Source organism: Calidithermus roseus (assembly GCF_003574095.1).
Lineage (GTDB): Bacteria > Deinococcota > Deinococci > Deinococcales > Thermaceae > Calidithermus > Calidithermus roseus.
This window is the reverse complement of sequence record NZ_QWLA01000007.1, coordinates 24,124-43,440: the sequence shown is the minus strand read 5'-3', so window position 1 is coordinate 43,440 and position 19,317 is coordinate 24,124. Positions and strand designations below refer to the sequence as shown.

Below are 19,317 nucleotides of genomic sequence, written 5' to 3'. Positions count from 1 at the left end.
GGTTATTCACGACACCGCCCGGGCCGAGGGTGCCACGCAACTCATGTGGAGCGCTCGGTATACTTCAAGCCGTGCGCTTCGTCGCTGCTGGCCTGGCCCTAGCTCTCACCCTTCCCCCTTTTCCTCTGGGTTTTTTAGCTCCTGTGCCCCTGGCTTTTTTCCTCTTCCAGGGAGGCTTCAGGGTGGGCTTTCTGGCGGGGCTGGGCTTCTGGGCTTTGCACCTGATCTGGCTGCCGCAGAGTTTTACCCTCAATTTCGGACCCTGGGGTGCGGTGCCCTTCATCCCCTTGATCCTGGCCAAGGCTGCGCTGTGGGGGCTTGTGTTTGGCCTCACCGTGCAGCGGCCCCTGGCCAGGGTGGGCGGCTGGCTGCTGCTGGACTACTGGACCACCCTGACCGAGGTCAAGTTCCCCTGGGGCTTCCTGGGCTACAGCATGATCGACGCGCCAGGACGGGTACTGGCCGCGCTGGGCGGGGTGTTCCTGCTCACCCTGATCGTGCTGCTGATGGCCTGGGCCATCGCCCGCAGGCAGTACTGGGCCCTGGCGGCCTGGGCTTTTTTCTGGGTCATGCCCCTGCCTGCTCAGCAGCCCGACCACCAGGCCCTGTTGGTGCAGGGTAACGTAGACCCGCTGCGCAAGCGGATGGGCCTGCCCGACGACGAGCTATACCTGCGCCTGACCCAGCAGGGCCTGGCCGAATACCCCGAGGCCCGGCTGGTGGTGTGGCCGGAAACGGCGGTCTATCAGTTCCCCCAAGAACTCGAGGCCGTCCTGGGCTCGCGCGAGCTGGTGGCCGGCTTCAACGATGGACCGGCCAACGAGATGCGCCTGTGGCGCGAAGGGGAAGTGGTCGCCACCCACCTCAAGACCCGCCTCACCCCCTTCGGTGAAGTCTACCCCTGGCGCAGGGCCCTGGATGGGGTCTACAACTTTTTCGCAGAGGCTTTCTTTGGGCCGGGCAGCCGCTTTGGAGATCGGGAGGTGGGGCAGCGCCCGGTGGCGCTCGAGCGCTATGGAGCCTACATCTGCTACGAGTCGGTGTTTCCTGCCGTGACCCGCGACTTGGTGGGCCAAGGCGCTCGGGTGCTGGTGCTGGGCACCAACGACGCCTGGTTCGGTCCTAGCTTCGGGGCCGAACAGCACTTTCAGATGGGCCGGATGCGGGCGGTGGAGACCGGGCGCTGGCTGCTCAGGGTGGGCAACGACGGGGTGACGGCCTCGGTTGACCCCTGGGGGCGGGTAGTCAACCGCCTGCAGCAGCATGTCGAAGGGGTTTTGCTCGCCCCTTACGCGCTGCGTGAGGGCCAGACCCTCTACGTTCGTCTGGGGGACTGGGTTATCGCGCTGGCGGCGGCGCTGCTGGCTGTTGGCTTGCGCATGCGGCCAGGAATGCGTATCATTTGAAGTCGCTGGGCCTGTGGGCCGAGCCAAATACGCCGGGATGGCGGAATCGGTAGACGCACTCGACTCAAAATCGAGCGGTTAACAGCCATGGGGGTTCGAGTCCCCCTCCCGGCACCACAATGAGCGCCGCTCAAACCGAAGCCCCTGGGCTTGATGGAGGAAGCTAGTGGAAATCTTGCATACCCTGTTCGTCATCGGCTACGTTCTGATAGCCGCCCTTTTGGTCTATCTGGTGCTCAACCAGGAGCCCAAAACCACCGGGGCAGGCGACCTGCTGGGCGGAAGCGGCGACCTGTTTAGCGCCAGGGGGGTTACCGGAGGGCTCTACCGGCTGACCGTGGTCTTGGGGGCAGTCTTTGTCCTGGGCGCGCTGATCCTGGGCATTTGGAGAATCTGATCGGGTGTAAATGCTTTGTGACTGGGGTGCCCACGGGCACCCCTTTTCTCCACCGAAAGGTGGATAAAACCCTCATTCTGCCAACTGAACCTGTGGCTGCATAGCCTTGACATACGGCAGTCAGGCCGATAGCGTTGAACCAAGTCCAATCCCTCGCGCCTCACTCAAGTTATGGTGCTTGGGTTTTTTGGATTGCTGTTTCGGAGGCTCAGATGAAAAGAATCCTGGTGCTAAGCATGCTGGCTCTGGCAGGGTTGGCCCTGGCCCAGCCCAAGGTGTTCAAGGGGGTGGAAGCGGGCAGGGCGGGGGGCAACTACCGCGTCACCGCCATCTCCGATCCCCGCACCTTCAACCCCTTCGTGGCGCGGGAAACCTCGTCCACGGACGTCATAGGGCTCTTCCTGCCCTACCTGACCGGCTACGATCCCTACGGTCTCAAACCCGAGGGTCACCTGGCCCAGTCCTGGGAAGTGCGCAACAACGGCCTGACCGTGATCTTCAAGCTGCGCCAGGGGGCCAAGTGGTCCGATGGGCAGCCCATCGACGCCGACGACGTGATCTTCAGCGCCACTGCCCACGCCGACCCCAAAGTCAACTCTAACGCGCGCAGCAGCTTCATCCTGGATGGCCAGCCCATCAAGTGGAGCAAGGTGGATCAGTACACCGTGCGGGCCGACTTCCCCAAGCCCTACGCCCCGGCCTTGATCCAAAGCTGGTACATCGCTCCTGAGCACATCTTCGGTGAGGCGTACAAAGCAGGCAAGATCCCTGAGTTGTGGACCCTCGAAACCCCTGTCAACCGCATCATCTCGGGCGGTCCCTTCATGCTCGAGTCCTATTCCAAGGGCGAGCGCGTGGTGCTCAGGCGCAACCCTAGCTACTGGGGCGTGGACGACAAGAACAACCCGGTGGCCTACCTCGAGCGCTACACCTTCACCACCGTCTCCGACCTCAACGCCGCGCTGGCTAAGTTCTTGGCGGGTGAGTCCGACCTGTACGCTGCCGCCAACGCCGATCAGGTAGCCCAGATCCTCGAGCGCATCCGCTCGGGCGGCCTCAAGGGCGAGATCTTCCCCAACGCCGACGTGACCACGGGCACCAACTTCATCGTCTTCAACTGGAACCACAAGGATTCCGACAAGGCCAAGCTCTTCCGCCAGGTGAAGTTCCGCCGGGCCATGGCCCACTTGATGGACAAGAAGTCCATGATCGAAGTAGCCCTGGGCGGCCTGGGCCAGCCCCAGTGGAGCCCCATCTCCATTCCTGTAAAGCAGTTCTTCACCGACGACGTAGCCAAGTACGATTACAGCCCGCAGAAAGCCGCTGCGCTGCTGGCCGAGTTGGGCTTCCGCAAGAAGAACGCCCAGGGCTTCTTGGTGGATGCCACGGGCAAGGTGCTGGAGTTCAACCTCGTCACCAACCAGGGCAACAACATTCGCGAGAAGATTGCCCAGATCTTCGCCGAAGACGCCCGGAAAATCGGCATCAGGGTCAACTATCGTCCCATTGACTTCAACGAACTCGTGCGCCAGCTCACCCAGCCCGCTGCCGACGGCACCCGCGACTTCGACGCCATCCTCATCGGCCTGACCGGTGGCATCGAGCCCGCCTTCAGCCGCAACGTCTGGCAGCTCAACGGCAGCCTGCACGCCTGGAACCTGGGCGTAGGCGGCCAGGCCCCCAAGCAGGTCGAGTCCTTTGAAGTGCTCATCGATAAGCTGATGACCCAGGGGGCCACCACTCTCGACCCGGCCAAGCGCCGTGAGATCTACGTGCAGTTCCAGAAGGTGGTGGCGGAGAATGTGCCGCTGATCTACACGGTGGCTCCGGCTTACAACCCGGCCCGCAACGCCCGCATCGGCGGCCTGTTCCCCAAGGGACAGATCAACTCCATCGTGGGCCAGTTCCCCTACATCGAGACGGTGTTCGCCAAGGAGTAACCCTCCTTTGGCGCGGGGGGCGGCACGTGCCGCCCCCCAAACCCTAGAGCCATGTGGAACTACATAGCCCGCCGTCTTTTGCAACTCATCCCTACCTTCGTAGGGGCTACGATCCTGGCTTTCGTGATCATTCAGATCGCCCCAGGGGACGCGATTACCCGTTTTGAACTCGACCCCACGGTGGACCGTGAGCAGATCGAGCGGCTGCGGCAGCAGTTCGGCCTCGACCAGCCCATTCCCGCACAGTACGCCAAGTGGCTCAGCGGGGTGTTCTTCCACGGATACCTGGGGCTCTCGCTGGACTACCGCTCGGACGTGTGGAGCGTCATCCGGCAGCCCATCCTCAACTCGATGGTGTTGGTTGGGCTCTCCACGCTGCTGATCTACCTCGTGGCCATCCCCATCGGGGTCTACTCCGCCGTGCGCAAGTACTCCCTGGGAGACCGCGCCCTGACCTTCCTGGCCTTCTTCGGCCTGGCCATCCCCAACTTTTTCTTCGCGCTCATCATGCTCTACTTCGCCATCTGGGTCAACGACCACGCGGGGATGAGGCTTCTGCCCGTCGGGGGCATGACCGATCAGTTCTTGGGCGGAGTGCCCCGGCAGGAGGCCCCCTGGATCGCCCGCACGCTTGACGTGCTGTGGCACTCGATCCTGCCGGTCATCGTGGTGGCTACCTCGGGCATGGCCGGCCTGGTGCGCATCATGAGGGGGCAGATGCTCGAGGTGCTCTCGCAGGACTACGTGCGCACTGCGCGGGCCAAGGGAGTGGCCGAGAGCATGGTGGTCTACAAGCACGCCCTGCGCAACGCGGTGATCCCCCTGGTGGCCGGGATCGGGGGGCTGCTGCCTGGGCTCATCGGTGGGGCGGGACTGGTGGAGGTGGTGATGGCCTGGCCCGGCATCACGCCCGCCTTCTTGCAAGCGGTCTCGGCCATCGACATCTACGTGATCATGGGGCTCATCACCATCAGCACCTTTCTGCTCATCGTCGGCAACCTGCTCTCCGATTTGCTCTTGGCCTGGGTGGACCCCAGGATTCGCTATAACTAGGGGCGGCCATGACGCGCAAGATCGAAGCTAGATCGCAAGGAGCGCTTCAGAGCCGCAGCTTCTTCCAGGAGGCCTGGATCCGCTTTCGCCGCCATCCCTTAGCCCGCTTGGGCGGCGGGGTACTGCTGGTGCTGTACCTGGGCGCGCTGTTCGCCGACTTCCTGGCGCCCTACCCGGAGACCAAGAGTTTTCGCGACCTCACGTTTTCCCCGCCTACGCCGGTTCACTGGCGCGATGAGAACGGGCGATTGACCCGCCCTTACGTCTGCGCCGTCGAGCGTAAGCGCAACCTCGAGACCTTCAAGCTCGAGTTCACCCAAAACTGCGCCCAGAAGTACACCATCTACTTCTTTGTCCAGGGGGAGCCTTACAGGTTCTTAGGTTTCATCCCCGCCAACTTGCGCCTGATGGGCGGGGAGTGGTTGCAAAATGAGCAGGCTCACCTGTTCTTGTGGGGCACCGATGACTTTGGTCGCGACCTGTGGGGGCGCATCTGGTACGGAGCGCGGGTGAGCCTTACTATAGGCATCTTCGCCACTGCGCTGGCCCTGTTGATCGGGGTGTTCATGGGCAGCCTCTCGGGCTTTTTCGCCGGGAAACCCCTGACGCTGAGCATCGGGCTATTCAATCCCGCCTACCGGGAGTTCGTCTCCAGGAACCCCTTGCCCAGTCTGTTCAAGACCCTGCTGTGGCTGGCTTTGTGGGGAGGGCTGGCCTGGCTGGTGTGGGTCATGCTCAGCGGCTTCTGGGCCACGACCCGCGGCTTTGAGGCCGTCGTCTTCGGGGTGTTGGGGGTCGGCATTCTCCTGGCCATCGCCTACGCCGTTCTGTTCCCGCTGATCAAGATCGACCTCGACACCATCATCATGCGCACGACCGAGATCCTGGCGGCCATCCCCGACTTGTTCTTGCTCATCACCCTCTCGGTGCTCATCCCCCAGGGCATCCCCCCGGCCATGCGTTTTTACCTGGTGGTCTGTATCCTCTCCTTCGTCAACTGGGGTGGCCTGGCGCGGGTCATGCGCGGGCAGATCCTCCAGCTTCGGGAAATGGAGTATGCTCAGGCCGCTCAGGCCATGGGGGCCTCGGATAGTCGGGTGATTACCCGGCATATCCTGCCCGGAACCTTCACTTTCTTGATCGTCAGCGTGACCCTGGCTATCCCCGGCTTCATCCTGGCCGAGTCGGGCCTGTCGTTCATTGGGCTGGGCATTCAGGAGCCGGCCTCCTCCTGGGGCCTGTTGCTCTCCAAAGCTCAGGCTCAAGGCATCACCGCCTTCGTGGACCGCCCCTGGCTGCTGATTCCTGGCCTGTTCATCTTCATCGCCATCCTCTCCTTCAACTTCATGGGCGATGGTTTACGAGATGCGCTCGATCCCAGGGCCAAACGCTAGCACCTTGACGATTACCCCTCTGCCTTGCGGTGGAGGGGTAATCGGATGTCTGGTGGATGCTACGACTGGAAAAAGCCTTGTTTATGGCCTCCAGGCTTTATTTTTGCTCCACCATGGCGTATAACCTATGCAGAGTTTTGCGGTAGAATGCCGCTGTTATACTCAAGGAGTTCGGATGGACGAAAAAAGGCTGCTCGAGGTCAAGGACCTGAAGGTCCACTTCTTCACCGATGACGGCGTGGTCAAAGCCGTAGATGGCGTTTCCTTCCACATCGACAAGGGCGAGACCCTGGCCGTGGTGGGCGAGTCGGGTTCGGGCAAGAGCGTGACCAGCCTGGCCATCATGCGCCTGATTCCCAACCCGCCTGGGCGCATCGTGGGTGGGGAGATGCTGTTTCGGGGAAAGGACGGGCAGGTCAAGGACCTGGTTAAACAGGACGAGGCCTCCATGCGCAAGATCCGTGGCAACGACATCGCCATGATCTTTCAGGAGCCTATGACCTCTTTGAACCCCGTATATACCGTAGGCGACCAGATCGCTGAAGCCATCATGCTGCACCAGGGTAAGAGCAGGAAGGAAGCCCTCGAGCTCTCTGCCGAGATGCTCGACCTGGTGGGCATCCCCGAGCCCAGGAAGCGCCTGTCTAACTACCCCCATCAGATGTCGGGCGGGATGCGCCAGCGGGTCATGATCGCCATGGCCCTCTCCTGCAACCCCTCGCTCCTCATCGCCGACGAGCCCACCACCGCGCTCGACGTGACCATCCAGGCGCAGATCCTCGAGTTGATGTACAAGCTGCAGGAAGAGATCGGCATGAGCATCCTGTTCATCACCCACAACCTGGGCGTGGTGGCCGAGATGGCCGACCGGGTGGTGGTGATGTACGCGGGGCGGGCGGTGGAAGAAGCCGATGTGACGGCTACTTTCAAGCGCTCCAAGCACCCTTACACCATGGGCCTGCTCAACTCAGTCCCCCGCTTGGACTTGGCCGCCGAGCACCGCCAGCGCCTGGAAGCCATCCCCGGTAACGTGCCCAACCCCCTGCACCTGCCTGCGGGCTGCGCCTTTCATCCCCGCTGCAAGTACTTCCAGGAGGGCCGTTGCAACACCGATATCCCGGAGTTGCAGGACACCGGCGGCGGGCATATGGTGCGCTGCGTGCGCTGGGCCGAGATTCAGTCTGAACTGGAGGTGAAGGCATGAGCATGCCGACCCCCACTGCCGTCGCCACCAGCCTGGTAGAGGTGCAAAACCTAAAGAAGTGGTTCCCCATCCGCGGCGGCATCCTGAGCCGGGTGGTGGCCAACGTCAAGGCCGTCAACGACGTGAGCTTTGATGTGAAGCGGGGGGAGGTGCTGGGTCTGGTAGGTGAGTCGGGCTCGGGCAAGACCACCGTGGGTCGCACCGTCCTGCGCCTGATTGAACCCACCTCTGGCACGATCAGGTTCGACGGCCACGACATCACCCACCTGCCCAAACCCCAACTGCGGGCCTATCGCCGGAAGATGCAGATCATCTTCCAGGACCCCTTCGCCTCCTTGAACCCCCGCATGACGGTGGGGGACATCATCGCTGAACCGCTGGTGATCCACAACCTCGAGGGCTCCGCCCAGGCCCGCACCGAGCGGGTGGCCGAACTCTTGCAGATGGTAGGCCTCAACCCCGACCACATCCGCCGCTATCCCCACGAGTTCTCCGGGGGGCAGCGCCAGCGCATCGGCATCGCCCGCGCTCTGGCAGTGCGCCCCGAGTTCATCGTGGCCGACGAGCCGGTCTCGGCGCTGGACGTGTCGATCCAGGCTCAGGTGGTCAACCTCCTGCAAGACCTCAAGGAGCAACTGGGCCTGACCATACTCTTCATCGCCCACGACCTGGCGGTGGTGGAGTACATCTCCGACCGCATCGCGGTGATGTATCTGGGCAAGGTGATGGAGCTGGCCTCCTCCAAAGACCTCTACCGCTCACCCAAGCACCCCTACACCGAGGCCCTGCTCTCGGCCATCCCCGTGCCCGACCCCACCGTCAAGCGCGAGCGCATTGTGCTGCAGGGCGATATCCCCAGCCCCATCAATCCTCCATCAGGCTGCGTGTTCCGCACCCGCTGCCGCTACGCCATCAAGGAGTGCGCCGAGGTGGTGCCCGAGCTGCGCGAGGTGGCCCCTGGCCACTTCAAGGCCTGCATTCGCGACGACATCCTGTAAAAGTCGATGGTCTACACAAGACACTGTAGGGGCGGGCTCGAGCCCGCCCCCGCGTTTTTGGGCTGAAGCTCGGAAGTGTTCTCATCGGGCCTTACTGCCGGGGTGTTTTACTTAGCTCATGCAAAAGCAACTATTGGCCGCGCTAACGCTGGCCCTGGGGATCTCCGTCGCGCAGGAAGCCACCATCTACCGCACCTTCGCCGAGGTGCGCCAGCCGGTGACGCTGCCGGCGGGTAGCTGGACCTGGGAACCTTCGCAGGTCGTGTTGCGCAGCCTGATCGCGGGAACCCTCGAGCTCGGCGGCGTGGAGGAGCTTTCCCGCCTGGTGCAGGTGCTGCCTCAGACCAGCCCGCTCTCGGCCTACAGGGGCGCAAAGGTGCAGTTTTACTGGGAGGGTCAGTGGCGCGAGGCCACCGTGGTAGACCCCGACCGTCCGATCTTCGAATACGAGGGTCGCTACCTCACCACCCTGCCTGGCCTCATCGCCTACCCCGATCCCGCCGGGTTGCGGCCTACGCCGGCGGCCCGCGTCACCTTCAGCTACCGGGGTAGCGGCCCGGCCTCTCTGAGCTACCTCAGCCGAGGGCTCACCTGGAAGCTTTACTACACCCTCGAGGGAGCCAACCTCACCGGCTGGGCTGCCCTGGAGAACAACCTGGGGCAGGTGCTGGAGTTCAAACGGGTCGAACTCGTCGCCGGCAGCGTGCCGGTGCTCGAGGGCGGCTTCGACCAGCCGGTCCCCCCCGCCCAGGCGCTCGAGTCCCGCGCAGCAGCGCTGGAGAAGGCCGGGGCGGAGTTCGTGGGCGAAGCCGGGGGCACTTACCGCTACCGGCTGCCTGGCGCACTCACCCTTCAGCCCGGCCAGACCGAACTGCCCTTCCTTCAGGCCGGGGTGCAGCCTACCTACACTTGGCGCTGGCAGTCGGGCTTTACCAGCGCGCCTGAGATCCGCTTCGAGCGTGGCTACCGCTTCGCGGCCCCTGAGAACCTCGCAGGCGGGTTGGTCAGCGTTCGCGACCAGGATGTGTTCGTGGGGCAAGCCTTTCTGCCCGAGACCGCCAAGGGTGGCTTGGTAGCCCTCTGGCTGGGCCCCGATCCCGAGGGCAGGGCCGAGCGCAGAATCGAGGTGCTGGCCCAGAACCGCTTCCGGGTGAGCACCACCGTCAAGAACTCCAAGCAATACGGCCTCGAGGTGGAGTTGAGCGAGTCCTTCCCCCAGCCCTTTACCCTCGAGATCAGCGGCGCTGAACGTACCCCCGAGGGCTACCGGGTCAGGTTCACCCTGGCCCCAGGGGCCAGCCGGGTGCTGACCTATACGGTCACCTTGCCGCGATGAGGCGGAAGCAATAAGGGGCGCAGGGTGACGGGAGGCTCGTGGCGTCTGGTCCACCCCTCCCCAGCCCTCCCCGCCAGCAGGGAGGGGGCCTTATCCCCACTCGCGTCTTGCGTTTCGCGTCGACGTACGACCTTTGCCTTAGATTGATACCGTGCAACCCGACATCCTCTACCAACTGCGCTTCATCTCCAACCTCGGTGAGGGCCCGCAGGGCAGGCCGCTGTTCGTGCTCACCGACATCGAGCGCTCCGAAGGCGACAAGGAACCGCCCAGATATCGCCCCCGCTTGGCGCTGTGGGACGGCGGCCTGAGGATCCTGACCCAGGGGGAAGCCCGCAACCCGCAGTGGAAGGGCGAGTATTACTACTTCACCCGCAAGGTGGACAAGGCCAATCAACTCTTCCGGCTTCCCGTGAACGGGGGAGAGGCTGAGCAGATCACCTGGCTCAAGGCGGGCGTAAACAGCTACAAGCTGAGCCCGGACGGCTCGAGGATCGCCCTGCTGAGCCCAGGCGACCGTGAGCCACCCAAGGCCGACCAGCCCAGGAGTTTCGAGTCCTGGCCCTTCAAATTCGAGCAGCGGGGGCTTTTGGAGGACACCCCGGCGGCTTTGTGGCTGTGGGAGCAGGGCAGCCTGCGGCAACTGCATCAGCCGCCGCTGGAGATCACCGAGCTGGCCTGGAGTCCCGATGGTCAAAGGCTCTACTTCGTGTCCTCGAGCAGCCTTCCCGAGCGCCTGGAAGGCAAGCAGCGGGTCTACACCCTCGACCTGCAAGGGCGGGTGCAGGAGTGGTTTGGTGGGGAGGGGCCGATCAGCGGTCTCGAGCCCACTCCCGACGGCGGGGGCCTGGTCTACCTTACCCACGCCTATGAGCGTGGCCTCGCCACCGATGCCCGCCTGACCTACCGGCCCCTGGAAGGCGAGCCCAGGACGCTGGCCCAGGGCAATTTCACCAACAGCATCAACTCCGATTGCCGCTATGGCACCTATGCCCAAACCCCCAGGTTTGGCCCCGACGGCCTGATCTATCTCGTGGAGACCAAGGAGGGCCACGCCCGGCTGCGCAGAGTGTCGCTCGAAGGGGAGGTCAGCAAGGTTCATGGCGTCGGGGAAAGCGTGCTGGCCTTTGCCTTCTGCGGGCGCGAGCTGTACACCCTCACCGAGACCGCCACCCTCCCTCCGCGCCTGAGCCGTCCTGGCGAGGTGCTGTTCGACCCCAACGCCGAAGTGCCGCTCTCCTTGGGCCATCCCGAGCCGGTGGTTTACCGTGCCCCCGAGGGTCACTCGGTGCCCGGCTGGGTGCTCCTGCCCCAGGGCCAAGGCCCCCACCCCCTGATCCTCTACATTCACGGTGGCCCCCACACCGCCTTTGGCAGCGCGGTGATGTTGGCCCACCACCTCTTCCGCGAGGCGGGGTTTGCCGTGGCCTACTGCAACCCCAGGGGCTCGAGCAGCTATGGCGAGGCCTTCGCCGACCTCGGCTTCCAATGGGGGGAGATCGACCAGGCCGACCTGCTGGGCTTCCTGGATACGGTGCTGGAGCGCTTTCCCCAGCTCGACCGCACTCGAGTGGGGGTGGCGGGCGGCAGCTATGGCGGCTACATGACCAACTGGCTCACCGCCCGTGCGCCCGAGCGCTTCAAGGCCGCCGTCACCGACCGCGGCATCTGCAACTGGACCAGCTTCTTCGGCGCTTCCGACATCGGGCCGCGCTTCGTGCAGCTACAGCTTGGCGCCAGCGTGTGGGAGCGGCCCGAGCTGCTGTGGGCCAAGAGCCCCCTGAGCCTGGTGCACAACGTGAAAGCCCCCACCCTGGTGGTGCACTCCGAGCAGGACCACCGCTGCCCCATCGACCAGGGCGAGACCTGGTACACCGCCCTTTTGCACCGGGGCATTCCTACTCGCTTCTTCCGCTGCCCCGAAGAGGGCCACGAGCTTTCCCGCTCAGGCCGTCCCGACCGCCGGGTCGCGCGCCTCGAGGCCTACTTGGATTGGTGGAAGCGCTACTTGTGAGCGCTGCGCTGGTCGTAAGCGAAACACCGAAAGCCGATGATCGCGAGCCACCAGCCCTCCGCCCCGACCCTCGACCTCGCTACTCTTCCTCTTCGGGCTCGAGGTTCTTGAGCAGGTCCTCGAGGCTGGCCTTGCCCTCTTCCAGGTCCTGGGCGATTTTCTGGATTGCCAGGCGCACCACTTCCGACTTGGAGACCAGGCGTTCAGGGTTGGAGAGTTCATAGGCAGCCTTGGTCAGCAGCGCGTCTTGCTCGTCGCTGATGACCACCTGGAGCCTTTTTTTCTCTTTCTTCGCCATCGTGCTCCTGCCTGTACCCACTCAGCGCTCCGAGCCTCGCACCCACGACCTTACCGCATGGTGATGAAGTTGCTCTGAGGGCTTTCGTGGGTACTTAGCTCATCACGCGGCAGTGTAGCACAGTGCAGTAATGCTTGACAACGCGAAAAATACTCCATACACTCATGTTGAGCATCATGTGTAAGATGCTGCTAAATACGTAAAGCTCTAGGAATAGGGTGATCTATAGATATGGAACAGGCCATGTGGGTGCGGGGCGGAACACCGCTGAGCGGCGAGCTTCGGGTTTATCCGGCCAAGAACTCGGCGCTCAAGCTCATGGCGGCCAGCCTCCTGAGCGCCGATCCGATAACGCTGTTGGAAGTCCCGCGCTTGCGGGATGTCGATGTCATGCTCGAGCTTTTGTCCCACCTGGGTACCCGCTATGCCTGGGAGGGTCGGACCCTGCACCTCCACACCCCCGAGATCACCAACACCGTGGCTCCTTATGAACTCGTCAGCAAGATGCGGGCCAGCTTCAACCTGCTGGGAGCGCTGGTGGCCCGCGCTGGCGAGGGCACTGTTCCCCTGCCCGGTGGCTGCACTTTTGGGCCGCGCCCGGTAGACCAGCACCTCAAGGCCCTGCGGGCCCTTGGGGCCGAGGTCACCGAGGATTCCGGCTACTTTACCGCCCGCCGGGTGCGCCCCCTGTCGGGCCGGGTGGTCTTCGACATGCCCACCCTCGGCGGAACCGAGCAGGCCCTGTTGGCGACGGCCCTCGGCGGTGAGGCCACCCTGATCCTGACTGCCCAGGAACCCGAAATCGAGGACCTCTGCCGCTTCCTGGCCGCCATGGGGGCGGAGGTTCGGGGCATCGGCAGCAGCATCCTCCACATCAAGGGGGCGAAGCGGCTCAATGGGGTGAGCTACCGGATCATCCCCGATCGCGTCGAGGCGGCCACCTTCTTGCTGGCTGCGGCTGCCACCCGTGGCCGCATCACCCTCACCGACGTGGAGCCCCTGCACCTCGACGCCCTACTGGACAAACTGACCCAGGCCGGGCACCGCCTCGAGGTCGGCCCCGACTGGATTCACCTCGAGGCCACCCCCGATCCCAAGCCCTTCAACATCGAAGCCCGCGAGTACCCCGGCTTCGTCACCGACATGCAGCCGTTGGCGGTGGGCTACCTGGCCGCGGCGCAGGGTAACGCGCTGGTCTCCGACCGTGTCTACCCCGACCGCTTTACCAACGTCCCCGAACTGCTGCGCATGGGTGGCGACCTGACCCTCAAGGACCGGGTGCTTTCGATCAACGGCAAGAAGCTGCACGGAGCCACGGTCAAGGCCACCGACATCCGCGCCGGGGCCGGCCTGGTGATCGCGGCGCTGGCCGCCGAGGGCGAGAGCCGTATCGAGGGGGTGCAGTACCTCGAGCGCGGCTACGAGCAGCTCCCCGAGCGCCTGCGCAGCCTGGGGGCCCACGTGGGCCTGGTCACCGACGAGCCCGTGCTGGCGGTCGCAGCCGATTGAATCAGCCGATTTGAAGCGAGAAAGAGCGCCTGGAAACCCAGGCGCTCTTCAATGGTCAATCAAAGCTACTTGGATTTAGCGGCAGCGGGTTTGAGGTCGCCCAGGCTGCGCTTGATCAACCATTGCTGAGCCAGGGTGATCAGCATCGAGAGGATCCAGTAGATCGAGACGCCCGAGGGGAAGCTGAAGATGATGAACACGAACACCAGGTTCATGATCATGCCCTGGCGCAGCGCGTCGGGGTTCCCGGCAGCCGAGAGGTAAGTCGAGGCGATGGTGGTGAGCACGTAGAGGATCGGCAGGATGTAAAAAGGGTCGGGCAGAGCCAGATCGGGGATCCAGAGCACACCCTGGCCGAATTCGTAGTTGGCGATGACCTTCCACAGCACGAATAGGATGGGAAGTTGGAGGAATAGGGGGAAGCACCCGGCGAAGGGGTTGATCTTGTGCTCCTGGTACAGCTTCATGGTCGCTTCGGTGCGCTTCTCCGGGTTGTCCTTGAACTTCTTGTTGATCTCTTGAATCAGCGGCTGGATCTTGTTCATTTCGGCCATGCTCTTGTACTGCTGGTGCATCAGCGGCCACAGGAGCAAGCGCACTAGGAGGGTCAGCAGCACGATGGCAAAGAACCAGCTCCCCGTCCAGCGGTGGCCCTGCTCCATCACCCACAGCAAAGCCAGCGAGAGCTGACCCCAGATGTCAGGACGGAACAGGCCGGGCAGCTCGAGGTATTTCTCCACGTGCAGCCGCACCATCTCGTTGGCGCCGCCGTAAGCCCGGAAGGAGGTGGGCTGACCGGGAGGGATGGTGACCTCGAGGGTGGCCGAGTCGCCGCTGGGCGAGCGGGCCAGCTTGGCCTGGTCGAAGCCCTGGACGGGCTGAACGACCATGGCGTAGCCCTTGGTGGGGGAGTGCTGCCAGGCCACGTAAACCGGCTTGCCGCTGCCGGTTTCGCTGGGCTGGGTGTTGCCGGGGGTGAGCCACTTGGTGAGTGGGCGGTCGCTGCCCCCAATCCCGCTCCAGCTCAGCACCCTGGGGCTGCCCGACTCCACGCTGACCTCGAGGGAGAGAAACAGCGGGTCGATGACGTAGGCCAGCTTGCCATCGCCTTGGGTGAAGGTTGCGATGAGCTTGCCCCCCTTCCTGCCGTCGGGCTCCTGATTGAACTCAGCCTGGGGGGCGTTGAAGCCGGAGAGGGTTCCCGGCAGGGGCACGCCCGAACGGACGAGGTTGAACTTGCCGCTGTAGTTGCCCTTGAAGTCAGTGCCGCGCACCTGCTTGGGGTACCAGCCGACGATCTGTCCCTGGGCGTTGAAGGCGACATCGGCGAGGTTGGTCACGGCGACCTTCTCTTGCTTGCCATCGCCGTTGACGTCGGCTTCGCGCCACTGGGCTTTGAGGGCGAGAGCGGGGGAGAGGGTGAAGAGCAAACCTAGGGTCAATCCCAGGGCCAGCTTGGCCAGCCTGGGGCGGCTACTGTGGTTCATCGTTCCTCCGTTAGGGTGGGCCAGAAATTGATGCGGGGGCGTTGCTGCGGCACGGGGTCGAGGCCACCGGGGTGCAGGGGGTGGCACTTGAGCAACCGCCGTACCGTGAGGTAGCTCCCCCAAAAAGCCCCGTGGCGCTCGAGGGCCTCCAGAGCGTAGCAGCTACAGCTCGGGTAAAAACGGCAGGTAGGCGGCTTCAGGGGCGAGATGAAGCGCCGGTAAAACCGCACCAGACCGATTAGCAGGGGCTTCACACGATCTCCGTTCCTGCGGCCCCCTATCCCCAGCGGCCTGCTCAGCCATGGGGTAGGGTAGTTGACCCGCACGCGCGTCATTGTATCAGCCCGGATTTCTTCAGGGTGAAAGCCAGGTCGCGGTATAGCTCGGCATAGCCGGCGGTCGCGGCTTCGGGTTGAGCCACGACCATCAAGTCGCAGGGTGGGAGCAGCATGTGGCGCAGGATTTCCCGCATGCGACGGCGGATTTTATTGCGCACGACGGCTTTTCCCACTTTCTTCGAAACCACCAGCCCCACCTTGACGGGGCCGGTGCGGTTGGGCAGCCAGCGCACAGAAACCAGGCGACCCCTGGCTGCACGTCCCTTCTTGAGGCGGGCGAAGGCCCACTCCCCCTTGAGGGATTCCAGCCGCGAACCGCTAGCGCGGGCGGCCTTATTCACCATTTCGGGCTGCACGGCATCGGCTCCTGAGCCCGGTGGCTCGAGGCTCCGGAGAGGTGGAGTGCGGCGACGTGGCTTGGGGGGCGTCATAAAGAACAGCCTCCTGCTGACCCAAGGCGCGCAGGAGGCTCAGAAGAGCTTCACGCCTTAACCCGAAACGGACAGCCGGGCACGGCCTTTAGCCCGCCGGCGAGCGATAACCTTGCGGCCATTTTTGGTCTTCATACGCACGCGGAATCCGTGGGTCTTGGCCCGCTTGCGCTTATTGGGTTGCCAGGTGCGCTTCATTGCAAGTCCTCCAAACCCGGTGCTAAACCGGCAGCCCAAGAAGTCTATCACAAGAACTGAGCCAGCGCAAAGCCCTGGGGTTTACGAAATTGGGAGCTTGTGCTAAGGTTATGTCTTGCGGGTTCGATCCCCGCTTGAGAACAAGGCCCCATCGTCTAGCGGCCTAGGACGCCGCCCTCTCACGGCGGTAACAGGGGTTCGAATCCCCTTGGGGTCACCAAACCAAAGCCCGGCCTCGAGGCCGGGCTTAATGGGCGCTTAGCTCAGCTGGTAGAGCACATCCCTTACAAGGATGGGGTCGGGGGTTCGAGTCCCTCAGCGCCCACCAACGAAAACCCCCGGCATGAACCGGGGGTTTACCCATGAAGTACCCATATACCCATAATCGTCAACTGACGGTCTCGGCCATGCCCTCCTCGGGCTCGGGGGCCTGAGGCAGGCGGCGGGCCCGGACTGCGGCCTCGAGGTCCTTCAGCGCCACTTTGTTGTAGAAGCGTCACGCTGCGCTGGCCGTGTTATCCCCTCGCCATAGCCCGCTCCAGCCGCCTTACCCCCTCGAGCAGCCCTTCCTCGGGGTAGTGGGCGAAGCACAGCCGCAGGGCGTTGCGGAAAGAGCCGCTGGGTGAGAAACGCATCCCTGGTTGGAAGGCCACCCCTTCCTCACGGGCCTGCTGGAGCAGCCGGGAGGCATCTTGCTCGGGGGGAAGCTCCAGCCAGACGAAGTAGCCTCCTTGAGGAGGTTGGATCTGCACGGGCAGCCGGGCTGCTTTCAGTGCCTCGAGCAAAGCCGCTAGCCGCCTGCTGTAAACCCCCCGCAACTGCTGGAGGTGAGTCTCCTGCAACCCCATGGCCATGGCCTGGGCCACGACCCGGCCCACGAAGGGGTTTAGTCCGCCCCCGCTCTGCACTACCCCACCTCGCTCCAGGCGCTCCAGCAGGCTGGGGGCAGCCTGGACCCAGCCCAGCCGCAGGCCGGGGGCCAGGATCTTGGAGAATGACCCCAGGCTGATCACCCGTTCGCTGGCCAGTGTCCCCAGCGGTGGCGGGGGCGGGGAGCCGTAGCTGAGGAGGTGGTAGACCTCGTCGGCTACCACCCACAAGCCGTGTTCCTCGGCCAGTTGCAGCAGCTTTTGCCGCTCCTGGTGGGAGAGGCTGGCCCCGGTGGGGTTGTGGAAGGTGGGTACGGTGTAGTAAAGCACCGGGCGGTGGGTGTGGAGGGCGGCCTCGAGGGCTTCAAAGTCTCCCCGCGGAACCCCCACCACCCGCAGGTTGCGCTCACGGAAGATGCTCAGGGCCAAAAAGTAGGTGGGGTCCTCCACCAGCACGCTCTGGCCGGGCTGGGTCAGGGCGGCGCAGAGCAGGTCCAACGCCTGGGAGATGCCCCCACTGATGAACAGCCGCTGTGGCTCCACCAGGGTACCGTAGTGGCGGGTGAGGAAATGGGCCAGCTCCCGGCGTAGCTCGGGATCACCCCCCTCAGCTCCGTACTGCAGGAAATGGGGCTCGCTCTGGGCGAAGAGGGCCTGGCTGGCCTGGCGAAGGGCCTCGAGGGGGAGGAGCTCGAGGCCGGGGTGGCCTACCCCTAAGTCGATAAACCCCTGGGGGATGCGAGTCTGGGTGGCGCTCAGCATGGTTCAAGGGTGCAGCAGCCGCTGCAAAAAGCTCCGGGTTCGCTCCTGGCGGGGCGAGGTGAAGACCTCTTCGGGCCGCCCTTCCTCCACCACTTCCCCCTGGTCCATGAAGACCACCCGGTCGGCCACCTCGCGGGCGAAGGCCATCTCGTGGGTTACCACCAGCATGGTCATGCCGCTTTTGGCCAAGTCGCGCATCACCCCCAGCACCTCGCCCACCATCTCCGGGTCGAGGGCGCTGGTGGGCTCGTCGAAGAGCATCACCTTGGGCTCCATGGCCAAGGCCCTGGCGATGGCCACGCGCTGCTGCTGCCCGCCGGAGAGCTGGGCCGGGTACTTGTGGGCCTGGTCGGCGATGCCCACACGCTCTAGCAGGGCCAGGGCCTTGCGCCTGGCTTCCTCCGGTCCCAGGCCCCGTACCCGCAGAGGAGCCAGGGTCACGTTCTGCAACACGCTCATGTGGGGGAAGAGGTTGAACTGCTGGAAGACCATGCCCACCTCACGCCGCACCGTGCTGAGGTTCTTGGCCTCCTTCAAAGACACCCCGTCCACCACCACCTCACCCTGCTGGAACTCCTCCAGGCCGTTGAGGCAGCGGATCAAAGTGCTTTTGCCGCTCCCGGAGGGGCCGATGATGACCAGCTTCTCTCCCGGTAGCACCTCCAGGTGGATGCCCCTGAGTACTTGGTGCTTACCGAACCACTTCTCCAGGCCGCGGATGCGGATGATGGGTTCCATCAGCCCTCCTTGTGACGCAGGGCCAGCAGGGAGATGAACTCGTAGATCAGGTTGGCGGCCAGGTAGGGGGTGATCTCGCCGGGGTCAATGGCGGGGAGCACCTCCACCACATCGGCTCCTTTGAACTCCAGTCCCTTTAGCCCCCGCACCAGGGCCATAATCTCCCTGGAGGTGAAACCCTCCACCTCGGGGGTGCCGGTCCCCGGAGCGTAGGCCGGGTCCACCGCGTCGATATCCAGGCTGATGAAGCACGCTCGCTGCCCCACGCGCTCGTGAATGCGCTTGAGCGTCTCCTCCAGGCCGATGCGCTGCACCTCGTACATGGGGATCAGCTCGTAGCCCAGCGCTCGGCTTCCCTCGTAGTCCTCGGGGCCGTAGTTGGAGCCGCGGATGCCCACCTGTATGGAGTGGGCGGGGTCTACCAACCCTTCCTCCACTGCTCGGCGGAAGGGGGTGCCGTGGTTGTACTTTCGCCCGAAGTACTGATCCAGGGTGTCGAGGTGGGCATCGATGTGCACGAGGGCTAAGGGGCCATAGACTTGGGCCAGCCCCCTCAACTCCCCCAGCGTCACCGAGTGGTCGCCCCCCATGGCCAGGGGGATCACCCCGGCCCGGCCAATGCGCTCGAACTCGGCTTGGATACGGGTGTAGGTGTCCTCGAGGTAGCCGGGAACCACCGGCACGTCCCCGTAGTCCACCCCCGAGAGGTAATCGAAGATCTTCACGTCCCAATAGGGGTTCCAAGGTCGCAGCATGATGGAGGTGCGTCGGATGCTCTCCGGACCGAAGCGGGCTCCGGGGCGGTGGGTAGTGGCGTCGTCGAAGGGAATGCCCAGCACCACGAAGTCCACCTCCTCCAACGTGCGCAGGTGGGGGAGGCGCATGAAGGTGCGTACCCCAGCGAAGCGGGGGGACTCGAGCGAGCTTGCGGGTTGATGCTTCATG

At 64.2% G+C, this 19,317-nt stretch carries 18 protein-coding genes and 3 tRNA genes; 13 read left to right on the top strand and 8 right to left on the bottom strand.

Annotation, left to right across the window (positions count from 1 at the left end; genetic code table 11):
• Positions 1-71 precede the first annotated feature (71 nt).
• The 10 genes from lnt to Mrose_RS03240 all read left to right on the top strand — a co-directional run bounded on the left by lnt (position 72) and on the right by Mrose_RS03240 (position 11,742).
• Positions 72-1,406 carry an apolipoprotein N-acyltransferase gene (gene lnt, locus Mrose_RS03285; protein WP_119276003.1) on the top strand — a complete coding sequence of 445 codons (1,335 nt, stop codon included), beginning with the start codon at positions 72-74 and terminating at the stop codon, positions 1,404-1,406.
• 31 nt (positions 1,407-1,437) lie between these two features.
• Positions 1,438-1,523: transfer RNA gene (locus Mrose_RS03280), tRNA-Leu, on the top strand.
• Between the two features lie 49 nt (positions 1,524-1,572).
• Entirely contained in the window at positions 1,573-1,803 is a 231-nt protein-coding gene (gene secG / locus Mrose_RS03275) for a preprotein translocase subunit SecG (protein WP_119276002.1), read from the top strand.
• 212 nt (positions 1,804-2,015) lie between these two features.
• On the top strand, positions 2,016-3,743 hold the full coding sequence (locus tag Mrose_RS03270) for an ABC transporter substrate-binding protein (protein ID WP_119276001.1): 1,728 nt from the start codon (positions 2,016-2,018) through the stop codon (positions 3,741-3,743).
• Between the two features lie 51 nt (positions 3,744-3,794).
• Entirely contained in the window at positions 3,795-4,796 is a 1,002-nt protein-coding gene (locus tag Mrose_RS03265; protein WP_119276000.1) for an ABC transporter permease, read from the top strand.
• Positions 4,797-4,804: 8 nt separating this feature from the next.
• A complete protein-coding gene (locus Mrose_RS03260) occupies positions 4,805-6,190 on the top strand; it encodes an ABC transporter permease (protein ID WP_119275999.1) in 1,386 nt (461 codons plus the stop codon).
• Between the two features lie 175 nt (positions 6,191-6,365).
• Complete coding sequence (locus tag Mrose_RS03255; protein WP_119275998.1) at positions 6,366-7,394, top strand: ABC transporter ATP-binding protein; 1,029 nt, start codon at positions 6,366-6,368, stop codon at positions 7,392-7,394.
• Positions 7,391-8,392 carry an ABC transporter ATP-binding protein gene (locus Mrose_RS03250; RefSeq protein ID WP_245969501.1) on the top strand — a complete coding sequence of 334 codons (1,002 nt, stop codon included), beginning with the start codon at positions 7,391-7,393 and terminating at the stop codon, positions 8,390-8,392. The genes Mrose_RS03255 and Mrose_RS03250 overlap by 4 nt, the downstream gene beginning before the upstream one ends.
• A 118-nt stretch (positions 8,393-8,510) precedes the next feature.
• Positions 8,511-9,728, top strand: a complete 1,218-nt coding sequence (locus Mrose_RS03245) for a DUF4139 domain-containing protein (protein ID WP_119275996.1) — start codon at positions 8,511-8,513, stop codon at positions 9,726-9,728.
• A gap of 151 nt (positions 9,729-9,879) precedes the next feature.
• Complete coding sequence (locus tag Mrose_RS03240; RefSeq protein WP_119275995.1) at positions 9,880-11,742, top strand: S9 family peptidase; 1,863 nt, start codon at positions 9,880-9,882, stop codon at positions 11,740-11,742.
• Between the two features lie 79 nt (positions 11,743-11,821).
• On the opposite strand, the gene Mrose_RS03235 is transcribed toward Mrose_RS03240, so the two are convergent.
• Positions 11,822-12,040, bottom strand: a complete 219-nt coding sequence (locus tag Mrose_RS03235; protein WP_119275994.1) for a transcriptional regulator — start codon at positions 12,038-12,040, stop codon at positions 11,822-11,824.
• 231 nt (positions 12,041-12,271) lie between these two features.
• Between Mrose_RS03235 and murA the strand changes: the two genes are divergently transcribed.
• Entirely contained in the window at positions 12,272-13,549 is a 1,278-nt protein-coding gene (murA, locus tag Mrose_RS03230) for a UDP-N-acetylglucosamine 1-carboxyvinyltransferase (RefSeq protein WP_119275993.1), read from the top strand.
• Between the two features lie 65 nt (positions 13,550-13,614).
• Here murA and Mrose_RS03225 read toward each other — a convergent pair whose 3' ends face one another.
• The 4 genes from Mrose_RS03225 to rpmH form a co-directional block, all read right to left on the bottom strand.
• Entirely contained in the window at positions 13,615-15,036 is a 1,422-nt protein-coding gene (locus tag Mrose_RS03225; protein WP_119275992.1) for a YidC/Oxa1 family membrane protein insertase, read from the bottom strand.
• Positions 15,033-15,290, bottom strand: a complete 258-nt coding sequence (gene yidD / locus Mrose_RS03220; RefSeq protein WP_040778979.1) for a membrane protein insertion efficiency factor YidD — start codon at positions 15,288-15,290, stop codon at positions 15,033-15,035. Before yidD ends, Mrose_RS03225 begins: the two co-directional genes overlap by 4 nt.
• Positions 15,291-15,367: 77 nt before the next feature.
• Positions 15,368-15,730, bottom strand: a complete 363-nt coding sequence (gene rnpA / locus Mrose_RS03215; RefSeq protein ID WP_245969499.1) for a ribonuclease P protein component — start codon at positions 15,728-15,730, stop codon at positions 15,368-15,370.
• A 132-nt stretch (positions 15,731-15,862) separates the two neighbouring features.
• Positions 15,863-16,003, bottom strand: a complete 141-nt coding sequence (gene rpmH / locus Mrose_RS03210; RefSeq protein ID WP_027892348.1) for a 50S ribosomal protein L34 — start codon at positions 16,001-16,003, stop codon at positions 15,863-15,865.
• A 144-nt stretch (positions 16,004-16,147) separates the two neighbouring features.
• Here rpmH and Mrose_RS03205 point away from each other — a divergent pair.
• Positions 16,148-16,223, top strand: a tRNA-Glu gene (locus Mrose_RS03205).
• 32 nt (positions 16,224-16,255) lie between these two features.
• Positions 16,256-16,331 (top strand) — tRNA-Val (locus Mrose_RS03200).
• Positions 16,332-16,518: 187 nt separating this feature from the next.
• On the opposite strand, the gene Mrose_RS03195 is transcribed toward Mrose_RS03200, so the two are convergent.
• Genes Mrose_RS03195 through speB form a run of 3 tightly spaced genes read right to left on the bottom strand, consistent with a single transcriptional unit; the run spans position 16,519 to position 19,316 of the window.
• On the bottom strand, positions 16,519-17,634 hold the full coding sequence (locus tag Mrose_RS03195) for an aminotransferase-like domain-containing protein (RefSeq protein ID WP_119275991.1): 1,116 nt from the start codon (positions 17,632-17,634) through the stop codon (positions 16,519-16,521).
• Between the two features lie 3 nt (positions 17,635-17,637).
• Entirely contained in the window at positions 17,638-18,372 is a 735-nt protein-coding gene (locus Mrose_RS03190) for an amino acid ABC transporter ATP-binding protein (protein WP_119275990.1), read from the bottom strand.
• Positions 18,372-19,316, bottom strand: coding sequence for an agmatinase (gene speB / locus Mrose_RS03185; RefSeq protein ID WP_119275989.1), 945 nt, complete (start codon positions 19,314-19,316; stop codon positions 18,372-18,374). Before speB ends, Mrose_RS03190 begins: the two co-directional genes overlap by 1 nt.
• Position 19,317 lies beyond the last annotated feature (1 nt).